This is a genomic window from Nocardiopsis ansamitocini (genome assembly GCF_030268225.1).
GTDB lineage: Bacteria > Actinomycetota > Actinomycetes > Streptosporangiales > Streptosporangiaceae > Nocardiopsis_D > Nocardiopsis_D ansamitocini.
The window spans coordinates 77,521-95,370 of sequence record NZ_BSQG01000002.1 but is presented as its reverse complement, the minus strand read 5'-3'; the positions used below and the strand labels follow the sequence as shown (position 1 = coordinate 95,370).

Below are 17,850 nucleotides of genomic sequence, written 5' to 3'. Positions count from 1 at the left end.
GGAATACAGATGTCTGATATCTACATGCCGCGCCTCTCCGACACCATGGAGGAAGGCGTCATCAGCTCCTGGCTGAAGAAGGTCGGGGACAAGGTCGCCTCCGGTGATGTGCTGGTCGAGATCGAGACCGACAAGGCCGTCATGGAGTACGAGGCCTACGAAGACGGTTACCTGGTCAAACAGTCCGCCGGCGAGGGTGAGACCGTGGCCATCGGCACGGTGATCGGGGTCATCGGCGACAGCCCCGACGCAGTGCCCGACGACTCCGGCGACTCCGGCGGCTCCGACTCGGCCGCCGAGGAAGAAGAGACCGCTCCGGCAGCCCAGGAGGAGAGCACGGAATCCGTGCCGGACTCCTCCCCTGCTCCGTCCAGCGGTTCCGGTGCCGAGGGGGGATCGCGTCCGCCGTCCTCGCCGCTGGCCCGCCGGCTGGCCAAGGAGCACGGCCTCGACCTGAACGACATCAAGGGCTCGGGCCCCAAGGGTCGCGTGGTGCGCGCCGACATCGAGGCCGCCGCCAAGCAGCAGGAGGGCCAGACTCCGGCTGCGAAGAGCGAGGCCCCCGCGGCCCCTGCCAAGCAGCAGGAAGCCTTCGATGACGGCCGCGACTCCGAAGAGGTCGCGATCACCAACATCCGCAAGGTGATCGCCCGCCGCCTGACCGAGAGCAAGCAGCAGGTCCCGCACTTCTACCTGCGTCGCACGATCGACGCCGAGGCCCTCAAGGCGTTCCGGGCCGACGTCAACACCCGTCTCGCCGACACCGGTGTCAAGGTCAGCGTCAACGACCTCATCGTGAAGGCCGCCGCCACTGTGCTGCGTCGCCACCCGGCGGTCAACTCCTCCTGGATCGGCGACAAGCTGTTCCGGCACAACCGGGTCAACATCGGTATCGCCGTCGCGGTGGACAACGGACTGGTCGTACCGGTCGTGCACGACACCGACCGGCTTCCGCTGTCGGAGATCGGCCAGCGATCGCGCGAACTGGCCGGCAAGGCCCGTGACGGCAAGCTCAGCCCCAAGGAGATGAGCGGGGGCACGTTCAGCGTCAGCAACCTCGGGATGCTCGGCGTCGACAGCTTCTCTGCGGTCATCAACCCCCCGGAGGCCGCGATCCTGGCGGTGGGCGCGATGAAGCAGCAGGCCGTGGTGCGTGACGGCGAGATCGTCGCCCGCAACACCATTTCCCTGGAACTGTCCGTCGACCACCGCGCGGTCGACGGGGCGGTCGGCGCCGCCTTCCTCAAGGAGCTCGCCGAGGTTCTGGAAGAGCCGATGCGGATCATCCTGTAACGGCTGTTCGAAGCCGGTTCGAAGCCCGTCCCCACTTCGGGGGCGGGCTTCGGTCGTGGTGGTGGAACAGCCCGTTAGGGTGCGGTGGAGACGACGAACCATGGAACGAGGGAGACCGTGAGCTTCACGGAACTGACCGCGGCCGAAGCGGCATCGGGGGTGCGGGTGGCGACGTCCGCCGACATCGACGTCGTCGCCGAGACACTGGCCGACGCTTTCACCGACTACTCCTGGACCCGGTGGGCCCTGCCGGCGGACAGTTACCAGGATCGGCTGCGGGCGATGCAGCGCTACTTCACCGAACGCGTGGGCCTGCCCTACGGCCGGGTGCACATCGTGGACGGGGGCACGGCGGCCGCGGTGTGGACGCTGCCCGACACCGCGATCGACCCGCAGGTGTTCGTCGCCCCGGAACTGCTGGAGCTCTACGGGGAGCGGCTCTCCGCCGGAGCCGAGGCGGACGCCGTACTGGCCGGGCACCGTCCGGACCGGCCGTGCTGGTTCCTTGCCACGGTCGGGGTGCGCGGCCGGGACCAGGGGAAGGGGTTGGGCTCGCGTGTCCTGGCTCCGGGCCTGCGCGCCGCCCGGGAGAGCGGCCACGCCGCGTTCCTGGAGACGTCCGAACGCAGGAACGTCGACTTCTACGAACGTCTGGGCTTCACCGTGACCGCCGAGGTGGACCTGCCGGGCGATGCCCCTCGAACCTGGTGCATGCTGCGGGAATGATCGGACCGTCCCCGGGCTCGTCCTGCTCTATTACCTGACCAATGTGCTCGCCGTCCCCGCTGCGCTCGCGGCACTGGTGATCCTCGCCCCCACGATCTGGGACGTTCTGGGCGACCCCTTCGCCGTCGCCCTGTCGGACCGCACCCGGTCGCGATGGGGGCAACGCCGGCCCTGGCTGCTGGTGGGTGTGCTCACCCTGCCCGTCTCCTTCGCAGCGATCTTCGCGGCACCTCCGCTGAGCGGGGTCTGGGCAGCCGGTTGCGTATCCGTGTTGTTCCTGGTGACATCGACGGCTTTCTCCATCTTCCAGGTCCCCTACGTCGCCATGCCGGCCGAGATGTCCGTCGGCCACGACGAGCGCTCCCTGTTGATGGCGTGGCGGACGGCTTTCCTCGGCGTCGCGATCCTTCTCTCGGGCGCGCTCGCCCCGGCGATCGCGCAGAGCCAGGGCGGTTCGGCCCACGGATACCGGGTCATGGCGGCGGCCGTCGGCGGATTCCTGCTGTTCGGCACGCCGGCTGCCTTCTTCGGGACCCGACGCGCACCACGCACCGTGCCCGTCCCGACCGAGTCGGCACTGAGCGCGCAGCGTGCGGCGGCGCGGAAACGGCCCTGCCAGGGTGTTGTTCAAGGCGTTTCTCCTTCGGGCGATACCGGCCGGGGCCATGCTGGCCGGTGCGCAGTACTTCGCGACCTACACACTCGGCTCTCCCACCGCCGTGACTCCGCTCTTCGCTTGTCTGGTGAGCCCGTTGGTGCTGACCATGCCGATGTGGCTGCGTACCGCCCGCCGCGTTGATCGCCGCGAGTGTGGGTTCGTCTATCGCTACAACCTCAGCGAGGACCGTCTGAATCACCCTGTCGCCGAGTAGGGCGGTCGACGTTCCACGTGAAACATCGGCGGCCGGCTCAGCGCCGTTACCAGGGAAGACTCCACCATGCCCGACAGCGAACAGATCCTGGCCGACCTCACTGCGCTGCGAACTGCGGACGCGCCCACGCGCGGGAGCCACACTTTCGCCTATGTCTATGAAGCCGGGCGGGCAGGACTCGCCGGATCAGTGCGATGCGCTGCCGCCCCGCCCTCGGGCTCGTCGCCATGATCGCGGCACTGGATCCGGCCGCACTCACGCCGGCCGCGCTTGCGGAGATCCTGACTTTCGCCGGGTTCTCCAACGGAACATCTGCGCTGCCCTCCCGAACGGCGCCCGTACCGGCCCTGCTGGGCTCCGCGCCGACGGTCCTGGAAGAACGCCTGCTCACCGGATTCGTCGGTTCGTTGTTCGACGGTTCCGGATTGATCGTGCGGGACACAACGGCTTGGGGCCGCGCTTCGAGTACGGAAACCGGCAGCCGCCGCAATCCGGTCGGGAGCGGTCAATCAGGACCGTGTCGGAGAAGCGCGGGACGCGCGGGCGGCGGATGCGCGAGGGTGGTGGCGAGGACCACGCCGCCCGAACGCCCCGACCAACGGTCTGTCGAACCGTGCGGCGGGACCGGACCCCGATTCGAAAAGGACGCCTTCCCGATGATGACCGCCCCGAACCAGCCGCCCGCGACCGACCTCACGATGGCCGCCGTGGCGATCGTTCCGGGACCGAATGAAAGCCTGACGTTCGTGCTGTCGACCTGCGGGGAGTACGCGGGCCACTGGCTCCTGCCCGGCGGGCACATCGACGAGGGCGAGACCCCCGAGCAAGCGGCTCGGCGCGAGGCGTACGAGGAAGCCGGGGTTGTGGCGGGCGAGCTCGCCCCGAGCGGAATCTACGACATCCGCGGCCACTCGACCGAGGGCCCCTACGCCTACCGGCTGCACGTCTACCGGGCACTGGAGCCGTGCGTGGTCCCCGAGGACTTCGTTCTCGATCCGATGGAGGTCAGCGAGATCAGCCAGGTGCCGCCCGGCGAGATCCTGCCGCACCCGACCGACATGCTCATCCTCAACGACGCGGGACTGTCCGCCTACGAACCGGATCTGATCCAACGGCTGCTGACCGCTGAGGGCGTCACCATGACCAGGCAGGACGCCCTGATCGTCGACTAGTCCGGTCAGGCAGGCGCACCTCCGAGACCGTGGGGGCCGTGCCGCTGGTCCGAGTGCTGCCCCGGGGACACCGCCTCACGCCGGTAGCCCTTGTCGACTCCGACCAGTCGGTTGAGGTAGCCCTTCTTCCCGACGACGAACCACGCGACGCTTCCCAGAACAGGCAGGTAGAGCACACCGAGGACCCACAGGAGTTTGCCGCCGGCGGTGAGGTTCTTGTGGATGAGGATAGAGATCAGCGCCGCGATGATCAGCACGACTACCAACAGCGCGAGCACTGCTCCGATGATGAGAGCGGCTGTGGCGAAAGCCCCGCCGGCGGCCCCTGTCTCGTCCATTCCCATGCGAATCCCCCCAGGTCGAAAGGCCAGATGGTCAAAGGGGTACCCGTGTGGCGACACGAACAACTCAAGGCTTGTCAAAGTCGCGACTTTGCCAAGTGCGGAACCGTTTCTCACCCGCGCCGCGGGCCGTGCGCCAGCCGCTGGAAGGGGTGAGTTCGGCGCGTGCGCGCATCAGGGCGAATCCCAGGAGGTTATCTCCCCGCCATGACGCGGGGTCCTGGGCATGTTCGTCGTCGGCGGCCAGACCGATACCCCAGATGCGGTCGACCGGACTCGCTTCCACGAGGACCCGGTTCCCGGTGCCCAACAGGTAGTCGCGCAGCCGGGGGTGCTGGGCGAACTTGTGGACGCACCCGCGGACAACGATGTCCAGGCGATGCTCCTGCCACGTGCGCTCGGTGAAGCCGCGTACCGACCGCCCGAGTGCTTTGGCCGCTCCCGGACTGCCGGCTGCGAGGATCCGGGCGCGGGCGGCCGTGTCGCCGAACAGGTCGGCTTTGCGTGCCATCATCCAATGTTCGGCGGTGGGATAGTCGGTCCCTTTCACCGTAAAGCCGACCGGAGCCCACTGGCTGAGACAGCCCGCTCCGGGCTGGTGGTGGCTCCAGAAGAACAGGAATTTCGTGCGGCTCCCGCCGTCCATCGCGGCCAGCAGCTCGGGAACGGAGGTGGGCGACCCGATGTCCATGGAGGTATTGTCCGCGCCGAGATCCCCTCACACCAGCGATTTTGTCAGTGGGCAATCGCAGTCGGGCTGGCCGGAGGTGGCCCCGGCAACTGCCGGGTTCGCTGCCGGGGCCGACATCCCGACTGCTTTACTGGGGATCATGGGCGAACGTTGGCAGGACCGGTTCCGTGCGGCCAGGATCAGTCTCCCGTCTTGGGCTCGGGAGGCACCCGATCGGGCGCTGTTTCGCAGCGATTCCAGCGGGGCCTGGGAAATCTACGCATGGGACCGCGCCAACGGCGATCAACGACAGGTCACCAAGCGCGAGCACGGTACGAGTGCGGCGGTGATCGACCCCACGGGAGAATCGATCTGGTGGTTTGACGACACTGCCGGCGATGAGTTCGGCGTCTGGCGCCGCCAGCCTTTCACCGGTGGCGCCGACGACATCGCCATCCCGGGGCTTTCCCCCTCCTACCAGGGGGGAATCGCTCTGGGGGCTTCCGGGGCGGCCCTGGTGGGACGGTCGACCGACAGCGGCTTCTCGGTGCACCTCGGCGTACCAGGGGCACCACCGGCCGTGCTGTACTCCCACCGCGAAGAAGGCGATCTTGCGGACCTCTCCACCGACGAGTCGCTGTTCGCCATCGCCCACAGCGAGCACGGCGACAGCCGGCACAGTGCGGTACGGGTCCTGCGACTGAACATCGCGACTGCGACGGCGGAGCCCGTGGCCGACCTGTGGGACGGCCCTGGCAAGGACCTCACACCGGTGAAGTTCGCGCCTACCGACCACCGGCTGCTGGTCCTGCACGAGCGACAGGGCACCAGGCAACCGCTGATCTGGGACGCGGAGGCCGGAACCGAGCGCGAACTCGCCCTGGACCTGCCCGGTGAGCTGTCCGCCGGGTGGTACCCCGACGGTCGGGCGCTACTGGTGTCACAGAAGCACGAAGCCCGCACCACGCTCCACCGCTACGACCTGGACACCGACACGACCACTCTCGTCCCTACTCCCCGCGGCCTGGTGGCGGGTGCGGCCGTGCGCCCTGAGGGCACGGTCGAGTACTCCTGGTCCAGCTCCGAGTCTCCGCCGATGGTCCGCGACTCCTCCGACAGGGTCGTGCTGGCCCCGCCGGGGGCGCCCGCGCCGCCGTCGGTTCCGGTCGTCGACGCCACCGTGGAGGGCCCCGGCGGTCCCGTGCACGCACTGGTCTCCATCCCGGAGAAGGGCGATTCCCCCTATCCGACCGTGTTCACCGTGCACGGGGGCCCGCAATCCCAGGACTTCGACTCCTTCTCCCCCGACGTGGCCGCCTGGGTGGACCACGGCTTCGCGGTAGTGCGTGTGAACTACCGCGGTTCCACCGGATACGGCAGTGCCTGGCGCGACGCCCTGGAGGGACGGGTCGGACTGACCGAGCTGGAAGACATCAAAGCGGTCCGCGACTGGGCGGTGGGGTCGGGGCTGGCCGATCCCCGACGACTGGTCCTGGAGGGCGGCTCCTGGGGCGGCTACCTCACCCTGCTGGGCCTGGGGGTGTACCCCGAGGACTGGTCGACGGGGATCGCGGTGGTCCCGGTGGCCGACTACGAGGCCGCCTACGAGGACGAGATGGAAGGGCTGCGTGCGTTCGACCGCTCGTTGTTCGGCGGTTCCCCCCAAGAGGTCCCCGACCTGTACCGGCAGTCCTCCCCCATCACCTATGCCGAGAACGTGCGGGTCCCCGTACTGATCCTCGCCGGGGAGAACGACCCGCGCTGCCCGATCCGTCAGATCGACAACTACCTCGCCCGGCTGACCGAGCTGGGGCGACCGTTTGAGGTGTACCGGTTCAACGCCGGCCACGGTTCGTTCGTCGTGGAGGAACGCATCCGGCACATGGCGGCGGAGCTGGAGTTCGCGCTGAGAGGCACCGGTACCGGACAGCAGGACCCGGCCACCCCACTCACCTAGTCGTGGCCGGGCAACCGCGCTACCTCTGGCTGGCAGAGGTACTGCGCAGGTCCATCCTGGACGGTCGGCTGGCGCTGGGAGCACGTGTCCCTTCCCGGGCCCAGCTCTCGCGTAATTTCGCCGTGAGCGAACAAGTGGCACGTAACGCGCTGCGGCTACTGCTCACCGAAGGACTACTGGAAAGCCGTCCGGGCTCCGGATACTACGTGCGCGAACCCCAGCGCGCCTACCGGTTCCCGCGCACCGATCGCTACGCGGGCCACCCGGTGGGCCCATTGGTCGGCGACCTTCCGAACACCCGGAGCGAAGGGGCGGACAGGGCGACACAACACCGACTGGGGGTGCGTCCCGGCGAGCCCCTGTACCGAACCGAGCGCGTGAGCCGTGACGAAGGTGTTCCCGTTGCGCTGCACACCTCCTGGGAACCCGTCATTCTCACGCTCAACACGAGCAGGGCCCCCGGCGAGGCACCGGCGGCGAGCGTTCTGGACAGGCTGGCCGCAGCAGGCGTGTTCGTGGACCGCGTGGAGGAGGAGGTCTCGGTGCGCGCCCTTCGCGGCCCCGAGGCCGAAGCGCTCGATCTGCCCCCCGGTCTTCCCGCGCTACTGGTGCAGCGCACCCATTTCAACGGACAGCGCCCGGTGGAGACCTCCGATCTGATCGCCTCGGCGGAGAACTGCCGTCTCATCTACCGGTTGAGCCTGAACCGCCCGCGCACCCCAGGGGTCGGGGCCAGCGGTCCGACTGCACGCTGACCCGGCTCGGACAGGCCCGCGCGCTGGATGAGGCAGAGAACACCGGAGGCCCCCTCCCGCATGACTGACGCAGAAGAGGGCCCGAAGACAGTGCTGTGAGACGGCGGTCAGCCGGAGTCGGGCGGTTGTGCCACCGCACCGAACAAACGGTCACGAGCCGGAAAGGCCCGTGCACCTCCCCCGGACGAGCGCGCGCCCCGCGCTACCTGTTGGAGCCGAAGCACTGGTTGAGCGCATTGAGGCCGAGCCCAACACCGAGCAGGCCGCCCAGGCCGCTGGACTGCTGATCCTGCGCACACTGCGTGACATCCTGATGGTGGTGGTGGTGCCCGCTGCTCACAGCGGAGGCGGCAGGAGCTCCGAACCCCATGAGGGCAGCACCAATGGCACCAACGGCAGCGAGCTTCGCGATTCGACGCATCGAACTCATCCCATCATAAAGAGAAATTACCTGAACAGGCATGACACCAGAGAGTGCCCACCCGGCTACTACTTGTGACACTGCCCAATCATCAGGGCCCCCCAAACGCACAGGACACCCAATCCCCCGCTCCTTTGCCCGAAGAGGGCTCCCCCTTGACCAGACACGGGGACGGCGACCCGCCCCTTACGGGGCAAGTCGCCGCCCACCTGCACTAAAGCCGGTATTTCCCAAGGAATACCGCGTCGCCCGGCAACCGTCGGAGCCACGAACCCGATAATCCGAGTCGAGGAAACGAAGAGAAGTCGAGGCGATGGTGCGGGACAGTTGCCGGCCATGGCCGGACGGCCGCTCCGCCACGTCATCCCGGCGGTCACGGACCGGCAAGGCCCGCGCGTTCCACCCGGACGGTCAACGCGTCCCGCGTCACCTCACTAGCGGTTGGAGCCGAAGCACTGGTTGAGCAGGTTGACGCCGGCGCCGAGGCCGATCAGACCGCCCAGGCCGGTGGACGGCTGGTCCTGCACACACTGCTTGACCGTCTCGTGGTGGTGCCCGCTGCTCACGGCAGAGGCAGCGGGAGCCCCGAACCCCACGAGGGCAGCACCAATGGCACCAACGGCAGCGAGCTTCGCGATTCGACGCATCGAACTCATCCCATCATCAAGAGATAGTGCCTGAACGGGCATGACATCTAAGAGTGCCCACCCGGTTACTGATTGTGACACTGCCCAATCATCGGGGCTCCCCAAACGCACGGGGCATCGAATCCCCGCTCCTTTGCCCAAAGAACACCGTTGCCCCACCAGACACAGAAACGGCGGCCCATCCACAAGGAATGGACCGCCGCCCGATTGCGCAACCCGACCCCCGGTCCGCACTCCCCAGCAATCAGAGACGGGAACGAAGAAGCGGGAAGCGATGCACGGGACGGCGACCAGCCGGCTGGGCGGCTGCTCCCCCGGGGCCCGCGAGCCGGAGAGGCCCGCGAGTCCTACCCGGACGACGCCGCGTCCCGTATCACCGCACTAGTTGTTGTTGTAGGCGTAGCACTGGTTGAGCACGTTGAGGCCGAGCCCCGCGCCGATGAGGCCGCCGAGGCCGGTGGACGGCTGGTCCTGCGTGCACTGCGTGACGTGCTGGTGCTGGTGCCCGAAGCTCGTAGCGGACGCGGCGGAGGCTCCGAATCCCACGAGGGCGGCGCCAATGGCACCAACAGCAGCGAGCTTCGCGATTCGACGCATCAAACCCATCCCATCATGAAGAGGCAGTACTCAAACAGGCATGATTCCTGAAAGCACTTGCCTTGTTACCGATTGTGACAGTTCTCGATTATGGCGGCCACCAAACATCCGGGCAGCAGAATTCCGATTCTTTTACCCGGAGAAAACCATTACCTGACCGAACACAGCAATGGCGGTCCGCCCCTATAGGGACAGACCGCCAGCCACCTGCACCAAATCCGGTATTGCTCGGGGAATACCGCACAATCGGACAAAACCCGAATCCACGATCCCGACAATCCGAAGCGAGGAAACAAGGGCGATCAGAGACGAAATCGCGGATCCGCGCCCGGTCGAAGACAGGCGGCCGTTCTGCCGCGCCGCCCGAGCGACTGCGGACCGGAAAGGCCCGCACATCCCCCCTGAACGACCGACGCGCCCCGCACTACCGCCCTAGTTGTTGTTGTAGGCGTAGCACTGGTTGAGCACGTTGAGGTTGAGCCCGAGTCCGAGCAACAGGCCGCCCAGACCGGTAGCCTCCTGCTCGTTCACACACTGCGTGACGTGCTGGTGCTGGTGCCCGTGGCTCGTGGCGGACGCGGCGGGAGCTCCGAACCCCACGAGGGCTGCGCCGATGGCACCAACAGCAACGAGCTTCGCGATTCGACGCATCGAACCCATCCCATCATCAAGAGACAACACCCGATCAGGCGTGATTCCTGAGGGTGCACATTCAACTACTGATTGCGACAGTCCCTAATTATGGTGGTCCGCCAAACGCACGGGACACCGAATCCCCGTTCTTTTACCCGAAAAACACTTCTGCTCGACCAGATGCAGTAACGGCGGCCCGCCCCCTATGGGGCGGACCGCCGCGTACCTGCACCAAAACCGTTATCGAATGACGAATACCGCGTTAGCCGGTGAATTCCCGAGCCACGACCTCGGCGATCTGCGCGGTGTTCAACGCCGCCCCCTTGCGGAGGTTGTCACCGCACAGGAAGAGGTCGAGGGAGTTGGGGTCGTCGATGGAACGACGGATCCGGCCCACCCAGGTGGGGTCGGTGCCCACCACGTCCGCCGGGGTCGGGTACTCCCCGTTGGCCGGGTCGTCCTGGACCTCGACACCGGGCGAGGCGGCAAGGAGCTCGCGGGCAGCCTCGGCGTCGACCTCGGAGGCGAAGGTCGCGTGGACGGTGAGCGAGTGGGTCGTGATGACCGGGACGCGCACGCAGGTGGCCGAGACCTTGAGGTCGGGCAGCCCCAGGATCTTGCGGGACTCGTTGCGGACCTTGAGTTCCTCCGACGACCATCCGTCGTCCTTGAGCGACCCCGCCCACGGCACCACGTTCATTGCCAACGGGGCGGGGAACGGACCGAGCTCGCCCACCGCGGCGCGTACGTCACCGGCGGTGCTTCCCAGCGTGCGGTCGGCCGCGACCTTGGCGATCTGGTCGTGCAGCGTGTCGATGCCCTCCTGCCCGGCACCGGAGGCGGCCTGGTAGGAGGAGACGACGAGATTGGTGAGGCCGTAGGCACGGTGCAGCGCCCCCAAGGCCACGATCATCGACAACGTGGTGCAGTTGGGGTTGCTGATGATGCCACGCGGACGGTTGCGCACCTGGTCGGCGTTGACCTCGGGAACTACGAGGGGAACGTCGTCGTCCATTCGGAACGCGCCGGAGTTGTCCACGGCGACCGCACCGCGGGCGGCCGCGATCGGTGCCCACTCCTTGGAGACCTCGTCGGGCACGTCGAACATGGCGACGTCCACGCCGTCGAAGACCTCGGGGGCCAGTGCCTGAACCTCGACCTCCTCGCCCCGCACGGTGAGCTTGCGGCCCGCGGAACGGGCCGAGGCGATCAGTCGGATCTCGCCCCAGACGTTCTCCCGCTCGGAGAGGATGCCCAGCATGACGGTGCCCACGGCACCGGTGGCACCGACGACGGCGAGGGTGGGAAGACGGTTACTCATCGGCCGGTACCTCCGTAAACGACAGCCTCTACCTGGTCGGCGTCCAACTGGAACTCGGTGTGCGCGGCCGCGACGCCGGCGTCCACGTCGTCCTGGTTGACGATGACCGAGATCCGGATCTCCGAGGTGGAGATCATGTCGATGTTCGTCCCCGTCCGGGCGATGGAGTCGAAGAACCGCGCGGTGACACCCGGGTAGGACCGCATCCCGGCTCCGACCAGGGAGATCTTGCCGATCTGGTCGTCATAGCGCAGCGACTCGAAGCCGACCTTCTCCTGGATCTTCTTCAACGCCGTCAGCGCGGTCTGCCCGGCGTCGGCCGGCAGGGTGAAGGAGATGTCGGTGCGCGAGGTGGAGGCCGCCGACACGTTCTGCACGATCATGTCGATGTTGATCTCGGCCTCTGCGAGCACCTTGAAGATCGCGGCGGCCTCGCCCACACGGTCGGGGACGCCCACGACCGTGATCTTGGCTTCGCTGCGATCGTGCGCGACGCCGGAGATGATCGGTTGTTCCATGCCTTCGGTTTCCTCAACTTCCGAGACGACCCAGGTACCGGGGTTCTGGCTGAAGGATGAGCGGACGTGCAACGGAATGCCGTACCGGCGGGCGTACTCGACGCAGCGCAGGTGCAGGATCTTCGTACCGCAGGCGGCCATCTCCAGCATCTCCTCGTAGGAGATCTTGGGAATGCGCTTGGCGGTCGGCACGATACGGGGGTCTGCGGTGAAGACGCCGTCCACGTCGCTGTAGATCTCGCAAGCGTCGGCGTTGAGCGCGGCGGCCAGCGCGACGGCAGTGGTGTCGGAGCCGCCCCGGCCCAGCGTGGTGATGTCCTTGCTGTCCTGGGACACGCCCTGGAAGCCGGCGACGATGCAGATGGCACCCTCGTCGATGGCTTCCTGGATCCGTCCTGGTGTGACGTCGATGATCTTGGCGTTGCCGTGCAGGGACGTCGTGATGACACCGGCCTGCGAACCGGTGAAGGAACGGGCCTCGTAACCGAGGTTGCCGATGGCCATGGCGACCAGCGCCATGGACATGCGCTCACCGGCGGTCAGCAGCATGTCGAGCTCGCGGCCGGGCGGCAGCGGCGTGACCTGTTCGGCGAGGTCGAGAAGTTCGTCGGTTGTGTCGCCCATGGCGGAGACCACGACGACCACGTCGTAGCCCGCCTTTTTCTGAGCGACGATCCGCTGAGCCACTCGCTTGATGGCTTCCGCGTCAGCCACGGAAGATCCACCGTACTTCTGCACGATTAGAGCCACGGTCGGCGCTCCTGGGGAGTTGAGTTCAAAGTAACCAGCCAGCAAGTCTAGCGATCGGGTTTCTCGGGGACCCGCCCCACCTGGGCGAAGCCATCGAGGCGAGGGCTTACCCACAAGACGGACGAATACGCACGAACCAGGCGAATACGCTCAGTACTCGATGGTTTTCGCTGGTTCGCGCCACAGGAACTCTGGGGCGAGGGGGCTGGGAAGTCCGTCTAGAAGTCGAGTGCGCGGCGGCCCTCGAAGGCCCGTCCCAGGGTGACCTCGTCGGCGTACTCAAGGTCGCCGCCCACGGGAAGGCCACTGGCCAGCCGGGTGACTTTCAGCCCCATGGGTTTGAGCAGGCGCGCCAGGTACGTGGCGGTCGCCTCGCCCTCCAGGTTGGGGTCGGTGGCCAGGATCAGCTCGGTGATCTGGCCGTCGGAGAGGCGCGTCATCAGTTCTCTGATGCGCAGGTCGTCGGGCCCCACACCCTCGATGGGGCTGATGGCCCCGCCCAGCACGTGGTAGCGACCACGGAACTCGCGCGTGCGCTCGATGGCCACGACGTCCTTGGACTCCTCGACGACGCAGATGACCGCTGCGTCGCGACGGGGGTCCCGGCAGATCCGGCATTCGCTCTGTTCGGCGACATTGCCGCACACCGAGCAGAACCGAACCCGCTCCTTGACCTCCACTAGTGCGCCGACCAGCCGCTTGACGTCGGCGGTCTCGGCGGAGAGCAGGTGGAAAGCGATACGTTGGGCGCTCTTCGGACCGACACCGGGCAGTCGCCCGAGCTCGTCGATCAGATTCTGAACCGCGCCTTCGTACATCGTCCGCCTGTTCGTGGAGTAGTGGCACCTACCAAGGTAGTGGAGCCGCACACCACCCGCGACTCCACCCCGCCGCGGTCGGTCGGCCGATCCCGCCCCCCGGAAGGGAGTTGCTCCCGAACACAGCGCTCACAGCGCTCGACAGAGCCGGGACCGGCCGACCGCCCGACTAGAAGCCCGGCAGTCCGGGCATACCGCCGTCGCCCATGCCCTCCGCCAACGGTCCCATCTTCTGCTGCTGCAGCTCCTCGACGACGCGCTCTGCGTCGCGGATTGCGGCAAGCACCAGGTCAGCGATGGTCTGCGCGGTCTCGGAGGCGTCGTCGGGGTCCACCGCCTTGGGGTCGATCCTGATGTCCTCGACCTGGCCCCGCCCACTCACGGTCACCGTCACCAGGCCGCCACCGGAGGTCCCCTCGACCTTGGCCTCGTCCAGTTCCTGCTGCGCGGCCATCAGCTGCTGCTGCATCTGCTGGGCCTGCTGCAGGATCGCCTGCATGTCCATTCCGCCGCCAGGGTTCACTGCTTCGCTCCTTGCCTGCGATGTACGTGCTTGCGAGCGTATCCGCTCGATCACGCGCCACGCCCCGGCGAGTATTCGCAGCGGCCCGCACCGGCCAAAACAGCGAAGCGGCACAGCACCGTGCCACCCGGCCCGGGCCGGGTGGCGACGACGCCGTCAGTACTGGATCGCGTCCGGGCCGAGAATGCTCTTGAGCTCACCGAACAGTGCCGGGCCGACCCTGACCGGGTAGTCGGGCAGCGCGAAGATCCGGGATTTGAGCGGGTTGTCCGCCCGGATGTGCACCGGTGTCTCCCCCCGCTGCGCCCGCAGCGCCTGGCGCAGCTCCACCACGAGGTCGTTGGTGATGCGGTTCTCCTGGAGGCGCAACGTCACGGGGGCCTCGCCGTCGATCGCCCCCGAGATGTCCAGAATGGACATGTCCGAGACGAACAGCGAGTACGCGCCGTCGCGGTCGTTGACCCGACCCTTGACGGTGACGGCGGTGTCCTCGACGAGGGCGTCGATGTAGAGCGGGTAGGTCTTGGGGAAGAACAGGACCTCGACCGCCGCGTCCAGGTCCTCGACCGTGGCGATGGCCCACTGGTTTCCGGCCTTGTTGACGCGCTTCTCCACTTTGGAGATCAACCCGGCCACACGGACCTCGTCGTTGCCGCGGCGCTCACCGTTGACGACCTCCAGGATCGAGGCGTCGCGCGAACGGGCCAGGATGCGCTCCGTGCCCGCCAAGGGGTGACTGGACACGTACAGGCCCAGCATCTCCCGCTCGAAGGCGAGCTTGGTCTTGCGGTCCCACTCCTCCTCGCGCCAGTTGATGTCCAGACCGATGGGCGCCGAGGAGGAGTCGCCGTCGTCGTCCCCCCCACCGAACAGGTCGAATTGGCCGTTGGCCTCCTGCTTCTTCGCACCGATCATGGCGTCCACCGCCATTTCGTGATGGCGGTAGAGGTCCAGGCGCGGTTGCCCCAAAGAGTCGAACCCTCCGGCCTTGACCAGCGACTCGATGACGCGCTTGTTGCAGGCGGTGACCTCGATCTTGGACAGGAAATCGACGAAGGACGCGAACTTGCCCTTCTCCTCACGGGTCTTGACCACCGAGGCCACGACGTTGGCGCCCACGTTGCGCACCGCCCCCATGCCGAAGCGGACGTCCTTGCCGACCGCTGTGAAGCGCAGACCGGACTCGTTGACGTCGGGCGGCATGACCTTGATGCCCATCTTGCGGCACTCGGCCAGGTAGACGGCCATCTTGTCCTTGTCGTCGCCCACCGAGGTGAGCAGCGCGGCCATGTAGGACGCCGGGTGGTTGGCCTTGAGGTAGGCGGTCCAGTAGGAGACGACACCGTAGGCGGCGGAGTGCGACTTGTTGAAGGCGTAGCCGGAGAACGGGAGCATGACGTCCCACAGGGCCTGCATGGCCTCCTCGGAGAACCCCTTCTCCAACATGCCGGCCTTGAAGGTGACGTACTCCTTTTCCAGCGCCTCCTTCTTCTTCTTGCCCATCGCGCGACGCATCAGGTCCGCGCCACCCAGCGTGTAGCCGGCGAGCTGCTGCGCGATCGCCATGATCTGCTCCTGGTACACGAGCAGGTGATAGGTCTCGGACAGGATCGGGTCCAGGGCCTCCTTGAGGTCCGGGTGGATCGCCGTGACCTCCTGGCGGCCGTTGGAGCGGTCGGCGTAGTCGTTGTGGGCGTTGGCCGCCATCGGACCGGGCCGGTACAGGGCGCTCACCGCGGAGATGTCACTGAAGTACTTGGGCTGCATGCGCTTGAGCAGGGCGCGCATCGGGCCGCCGTCGAACTGGAAGACGCCCAAGGTGTCACCGCGACTGAGCAGCTCGTACGTGGCTTTGTCGTCCAGTGGCAGGCTGGGGAGGTCGAGGTCGATGCCCTCGTTGGCTTTCACGTTCTGGACCGCGTCGTCCATGATCGTGAGGTTGCGCAGCCCCAGGAAGTCCATCTTCAGCAGACCCATGTCCTCGCATTGAGGGTAGGGAAAACCGGTGATGATGGCGCCGTCGGAGTCGCGCTTGTGGATGGGGATGACGTCGAGCAGCGGCTCGGCGGAGAGGATGACCCCGGCCGCGTGCACGCCCGTGCCACGGGTCAGGCCCTCGATACCGCTGGCCGTCTCGTAGATCTTGCGGACGTCGGGCTCGGAGTCGATCATCTGACGCAGCTCGCCGGCCTCGTGGTGCCGGGAGTCGTTCTCGTCGTAGACCGCCGAAAGCGAGATCTCCTTGCCCATCACGGCGGGCGGGAACGCCTTGGTGACCTTGTCGCCCAACGCGTAAGGGAACCCGAGGATGCGGTTGGCGTCCTTGATGGCCGCCTTCGCCTTGATGGTGCCGAAGGTGAGGATCTGGGCGACGCGCTCGTCACCGTAGAGCTCGGTGACGTAGCGGATCATGTCACCGCGCTTGCGCTCGTCGAAGTCCAGGTCGACATCGGGCATGCTGACGCGCTCGGGATTGAGGAACCGCTCGAACAGCAGCCCGTAAGGGATCGGGTTGAGGTCGGTGATCCCCAGGAGGTAGGCGATCATCGATCCCGCGGCCGACCCCCGGCCGGGACCGAGCGCGATCTTGCTGCGGCGCGCGTACTGGCAGATGTCGGCGACCACGAGGAAGTAGGCGGGAAAGCCCATCTCCTCGATGATGGTCAACTCGTACTCGATGCGGTCCCGGGTCTCCTGGTCGGCCCCGTCGGGGAAGCGGCTGGGCAGGCAGCGCTCGACCTCCTTGCGCAACCAGCTCGACTGCGTCTCGCCCTCGGGCACCGGGAAGCGCGGCATCAGGTCGCGGTGCTTGAAGACGGCGTCGTAGGCGCCCTCCTCGACCTGCTCCGCGACCCACAGGGTGTTCTTGCAGCCCTCGGCCCACTCGTCGAAGGAGTTGATGCCGCGCATCTCATCGGCGCTCTTGAGGAAGTAGCCCGAGCCGTTGAACCGGAACCGCGTGGGGTCGTCGAGGTTCTTGCCCACGCCCACCGCCAGGAGCGCGTCGTGCGCGGCCGCCTGGTCCTCGGTGACGTAGTGGGAGTCGTTGGTGACCACGGGCCGGATCCCGAGTTCCTTGCCGAGTTTGAGCAGTCCGTTGCGGATGTCGCGCTCGATGCCGAGGTCGTGGTCCATCAGTTCCATGAGCACGTTCTCGCGCCCGAAGATGTCCTGCAGGGACGAGGCGTACTCCATCGCCTCGCGCTCCTGGCCCAGGCGCAGCCGGGTCTGCACCCCCCCGGAGGGGCAGCCCGTGGTGACCGTGATGCCTTCGCTGTACTGCGCCATCAGTTCGAGGTCCATGCGGGGCTTCATGTAGTAGCCCTCGATGGAGGCCAGCGACGACATCCGGAACAGGTTGCGCAGCCCCTGGGCGTTGCGTGCGGTCATCGTCAGGTGCAGGTAGCGGCCGCCACCCGAGATGTCCTTGCCCCCTTCCGCGGCGGAATCGTCCCCTCCGCCGCGCCCCCAGCGAACCCGTTGCTTGTGGAACCGCGACTCGGGCGCGACGTAGGCCTCGATACCGATGATCGGCTTCACCCCGGAGCCCTTGGACTGGCTCCAGAACTCATAGGCCCCGAACATGTTGCCGTGGTCGGTCATGGCGACGGCGGGCATCCCCAGCCGAGCGGCCTCAGCGAACAGCGGCTTCAGCTTCGCGGCCCCGTCCAACATCGAATACTCGGTGTGAACGTGCAGGTGAACGAAGGGATCGGTCGTCACGGCGCGGGTACCCCAAATGCGGCTCGATGAACGGGTGATGACTTCTGAGACTAGCCCTATCGCGGAGGCTCCCCCGCTCAACCCGAGGTGTTCGGTAAGCCGAATGCGGACCG

17 protein-coding genes and 2 pseudogenes are annotated in these 17,850 nt (G+C 67.2%); 8 read left to right on the top strand and 11 right to left on the bottom strand.

Features of this window, described 5'->3' with window-relative positions:
- The first annotated feature begins 9 nt into the window (after nt 1-9).
- The 6 genes and pseudogenes from QSJ59_RS06930 to QSJ59_RS06915 all read left to right on the top strand — a co-directional run bounded on the left by QSJ59_RS06930 (nt 10) and on the right by QSJ59_RS06915 (nt 4,063).
- Nucleotides 10-1,293, top strand: a complete 1,284-nt coding sequence (locus QSJ59_RS06930; protein ID WP_285758028.1) for a dihydrolipoamide acetyltransferase family protein — start codon at nt 10-12, stop codon at nt 1,291-1,293.
- Nucleotides 1,294-1,410: 117 nt separating this feature from the next.
- Complete coding sequence (locus QSJ59_RS06925) at nt 1,411-2,019, top strand: GNAT family N-acetyltransferase (protein WP_285758027.1); 609 nt, start codon at nt 1,411-1,413, stop codon at nt 2,017-2,019.
- Nucleotides 1,985-2,560 (top strand): annotated as a pseudogene (locus QSJ59_RS06920) (MFS transporter); the annotation flags it as partial. The gene QSJ59_RS06925 and the pseudogene QSJ59_RS06920, both read left to right, overlap by 35 nt.
- Before the next feature lie 124 nt (nt 2,561-2,684).
- A complete protein-coding gene (locus tag QSJ59_RS24360) occupies nt 2,685-2,891 on the top strand; it encodes a hypothetical protein (protein ID WP_432707443.1) in 207 nt (68 codons plus the stop codon).
- A 194-nt stretch (nt 2,892-3,085) separates the two neighbouring features.
- A pseudogene (locus tag QSJ59_RS24425) lies at nt 3,086-3,283 on the top strand (hypothetical protein); the annotation flags it as partial.
- Between the two features lie 264 nt (nt 3,284-3,547).
- A complete protein-coding gene (locus QSJ59_RS06915; protein WP_285758025.1) occupies nt 3,548-4,063 on the top strand; it encodes an NUDIX hydrolase in 516 nt (171 codons plus the stop codon).
- 5 nt (nt 4,064-4,068) lie between these two features.
- On the opposite strand, the gene QSJ59_RS06910 is transcribed toward QSJ59_RS06915, so the two are convergent.
- Together QSJ59_RS06910 and ybiA are read right to left on the bottom strand one after the other, a co-directional pair.
- Nucleotides 4,069-4,401: a PLD nuclease N-terminal domain-containing protein gene (locus QSJ59_RS06910; protein WP_285758024.1), complete on the bottom strand. Its 333-nt coding sequence runs from the start codon at nt 4,399-4,401 to the stop codon at nt 4,069-4,071.
- 70 nt (nt 4,402-4,471) lie between these two features.
- Complete coding sequence (gene ybiA, locus QSJ59_RS06905; RefSeq protein ID WP_285758023.1) at nt 4,472-5,095, bottom strand: riboflavin biosynthesis intermediates N-glycosidase; 624 nt, start codon at nt 5,093-5,095, stop codon at nt 4,472-4,474.
- Nucleotides 5,096-5,234: 139 nt separating this feature from the next.
- On the opposite strand from ybiA, the gene QSJ59_RS06900 reads away from it, so the two are divergent.
- Both QSJ59_RS06900 and QSJ59_RS06895 read left to right on the top strand, forming a co-directional pair.
- The gene (locus QSJ59_RS06900) at nt 5,235-7,031 is read left to right on the top strand and encodes a S9 family peptidase (protein WP_285758022.1); all 1,797 of its coding nucleotides are present in this window, start codon (nt 5,235-5,237) and stop codon (nt 7,029-7,031) included.
- Nucleotides 7,032-7,033: 2 nt separating this feature from the next.
- Nucleotides 7,034-7,786, top strand: coding sequence for a GntR family transcriptional regulator (locus QSJ59_RS06895; protein ID WP_285758021.1), 753 nt, complete (start codon nt 7,034-7,036; stop codon nt 7,784-7,786).
- Between the two features lie 202 nt (nt 7,787-7,988).
- Here QSJ59_RS06895 and QSJ59_RS06890 read toward each other — a convergent pair whose 3' ends face one another.
- The 9 genes from QSJ59_RS06890 to dnaE all read right to left on the bottom strand — a co-directional run bounded on the left by QSJ59_RS06890 (nt 7,989) and on the right by dnaE (nt 17,737).
- Nucleotides 7,989-8,207 (bottom strand): hypothetical protein, encoded by a 219-nt coding sequence (locus QSJ59_RS06890; RefSeq protein ID WP_285758020.1) that lies wholly within the window; start codon nt 8,205-8,207, stop codon nt 7,989-7,991.
- A 434-nt stretch (nt 8,208-8,641) separates the two neighbouring features.
- The gene (locus QSJ59_RS06885) at nt 8,642-8,854 is read right to left on the bottom strand and encodes a hypothetical protein (protein WP_285758019.1); all 213 of its coding nucleotides are present in this window, start codon (nt 8,852-8,854) and stop codon (nt 8,642-8,644) included.
- 381 nt (nt 8,855-9,235) lie between these two features.
- The gene (locus QSJ59_RS06880) at nt 9,236-9,451 is read right to left on the bottom strand and encodes a hypothetical protein (protein ID WP_285758018.1); all 216 of its coding nucleotides are present in this window, start codon (nt 9,449-9,451) and stop codon (nt 9,236-9,238) included.
- Nucleotides 9,452-9,883: 432 nt separating this feature from the next.
- Nucleotides 9,884-10,102, bottom strand: coding sequence for a hypothetical protein (locus QSJ59_RS06875; RefSeq protein ID WP_285758017.1), 219 nt, complete (start codon nt 10,100-10,102; stop codon nt 9,884-9,886).
- A gap of 244 nt (nt 10,103-10,346) precedes the next feature.
- Complete coding sequence (locus QSJ59_RS06870; RefSeq protein WP_285758016.1) at nt 10,347-11,405, bottom strand: aspartate-semialdehyde dehydrogenase; 1,059 nt, start codon at nt 11,403-11,405, stop codon at nt 10,347-10,349.
- A complete protein-coding gene (locus QSJ59_RS06865; RefSeq protein WP_349497186.1) occupies nt 11,402-12,673 on the bottom strand; it encodes an aspartate kinase in 1,272 nt (423 codons plus the stop codon). Before QSJ59_RS06865 ends, QSJ59_RS06870 begins: the two co-directional genes overlap by 4 nt.
- 218 nt (nt 12,674-12,891) lie before the next feature.
- Nucleotides 12,892-13,491 carry a recombination mediator RecR gene (recR, locus tag QSJ59_RS06860; RefSeq protein ID WP_285758015.1) on the bottom strand — a complete coding sequence of 200 codons (600 nt, stop codon included), beginning with the start codon at nt 13,489-13,491 and terminating at the stop codon, nt 12,892-12,894.
- Between the two features lie 169 nt (nt 13,492-13,660).
- Nucleotides 13,661-13,996 carry a YbaB/EbfC family nucleoid-associated protein gene (locus tag QSJ59_RS06855; protein WP_285758746.1) on the bottom strand — a complete coding sequence of 112 codons (336 nt, stop codon included), beginning with the start codon at nt 13,994-13,996 and terminating at the stop codon, nt 13,661-13,663.
- A gap of 174 nt (nt 13,997-14,170) precedes the next feature.
- Entirely contained in the window at nt 14,171-17,737 is a 3,567-nt protein-coding gene (dnaE, locus tag QSJ59_RS06850; protein WP_285758014.1) for a DNA polymerase III subunit alpha, read from the bottom strand.
- Nucleotides 17,738-17,850 lie beyond the last annotated feature (113 nt).

Excerpts from the sequence above, each read along its gene's own strand:
- QSJ59_RS06890 (WP_285758020.1), bottom strand. The coding sequence starts at position 8,207 with ATGCGTCGAATCGCGAAGCTCGCTGCCGTTGGTGCCATTGGTGCTGCC.
- QSJ59_RS06910 (WP_285758024.1), bottom strand. The coding sequence starts at position 4,401 with ATGGACGAGACAGGGGCCGCCGGCGGGGCTTTCGCCACAGCCGCTCTC.
- recR (WP_285758015.1), bottom strand. The coding sequence starts at position 13,491 with ATGTACGAAGGCGCGGTTCAGAATCTGATCGACGAGCTCGGGCGACTG.
- QSJ59_RS24360 (WP_432707443.1), top strand. The coding sequence starts at position 2,685 with ATGCTGGCCGGTGCGCAGTACTTCGCGACCTACACACTCGGCTCTCCC.
- ybiA (WP_285758023.1), bottom strand. The coding sequence starts at position 5,095 with ATGGACATCGGGTCGCCCACCTCCGTTCCCGAGCTGCTGGCCGCGATG.
- QSJ59_RS06885 (WP_285758019.1), bottom strand. The coding sequence starts at position 8,854 with ATGCGTCGAATCGCGAAGCTCGCTGCCGTTGGTGCCATTGGTGCTGCC.
- QSJ59_RS06930 (WP_285758028.1), top strand. The coding sequence starts at position 10 with ATGTCTGATATCTACATGCCGCGCCTCTCCGACACCATGGAGGAAGGC.
- QSJ59_RS06880 (WP_285758018.1), bottom strand. The coding sequence starts at position 9,451 with ATGCGTCGAATCGCGAAGCTCGCTGCTGTTGGTGCCATTGGCGCCGCC.
- QSJ59_RS06875 (WP_285758017.1), bottom strand. The coding sequence starts at position 10,102 with ATGCGTCGAATCGCGAAGCTCGTTGCTGTTGGTGCCATCGGCGCAGCC.
- QSJ59_RS06900 (WP_285758022.1), top strand. The coding sequence starts at position 5,235 with ATGGGCGAACGTTGGCAGGACCGGTTCCGTGCGGCCAGGATCAGTCTC.
- QSJ59_RS06855 (WP_285758746.1), bottom strand. The coding sequence starts at position 13,996 with ATGGACATGCAGGCGATCCTGCAGCAGGCCCAGCAGATGCAGCAGCAG.
- QSJ59_RS06870 (WP_285758016.1), bottom strand. The coding sequence starts at position 11,405 with ATGAGTAACCGTCTTCCCACCCTCGCCGTCGTCGGTGCCACCGGTGCC.
- QSJ59_RS06915 (WP_285758025.1), top strand. The coding sequence starts at position 3,548 with ATGATGACCGCCCCGAACCAGCCGCCCGCGACCGACCTCACGATGGCC.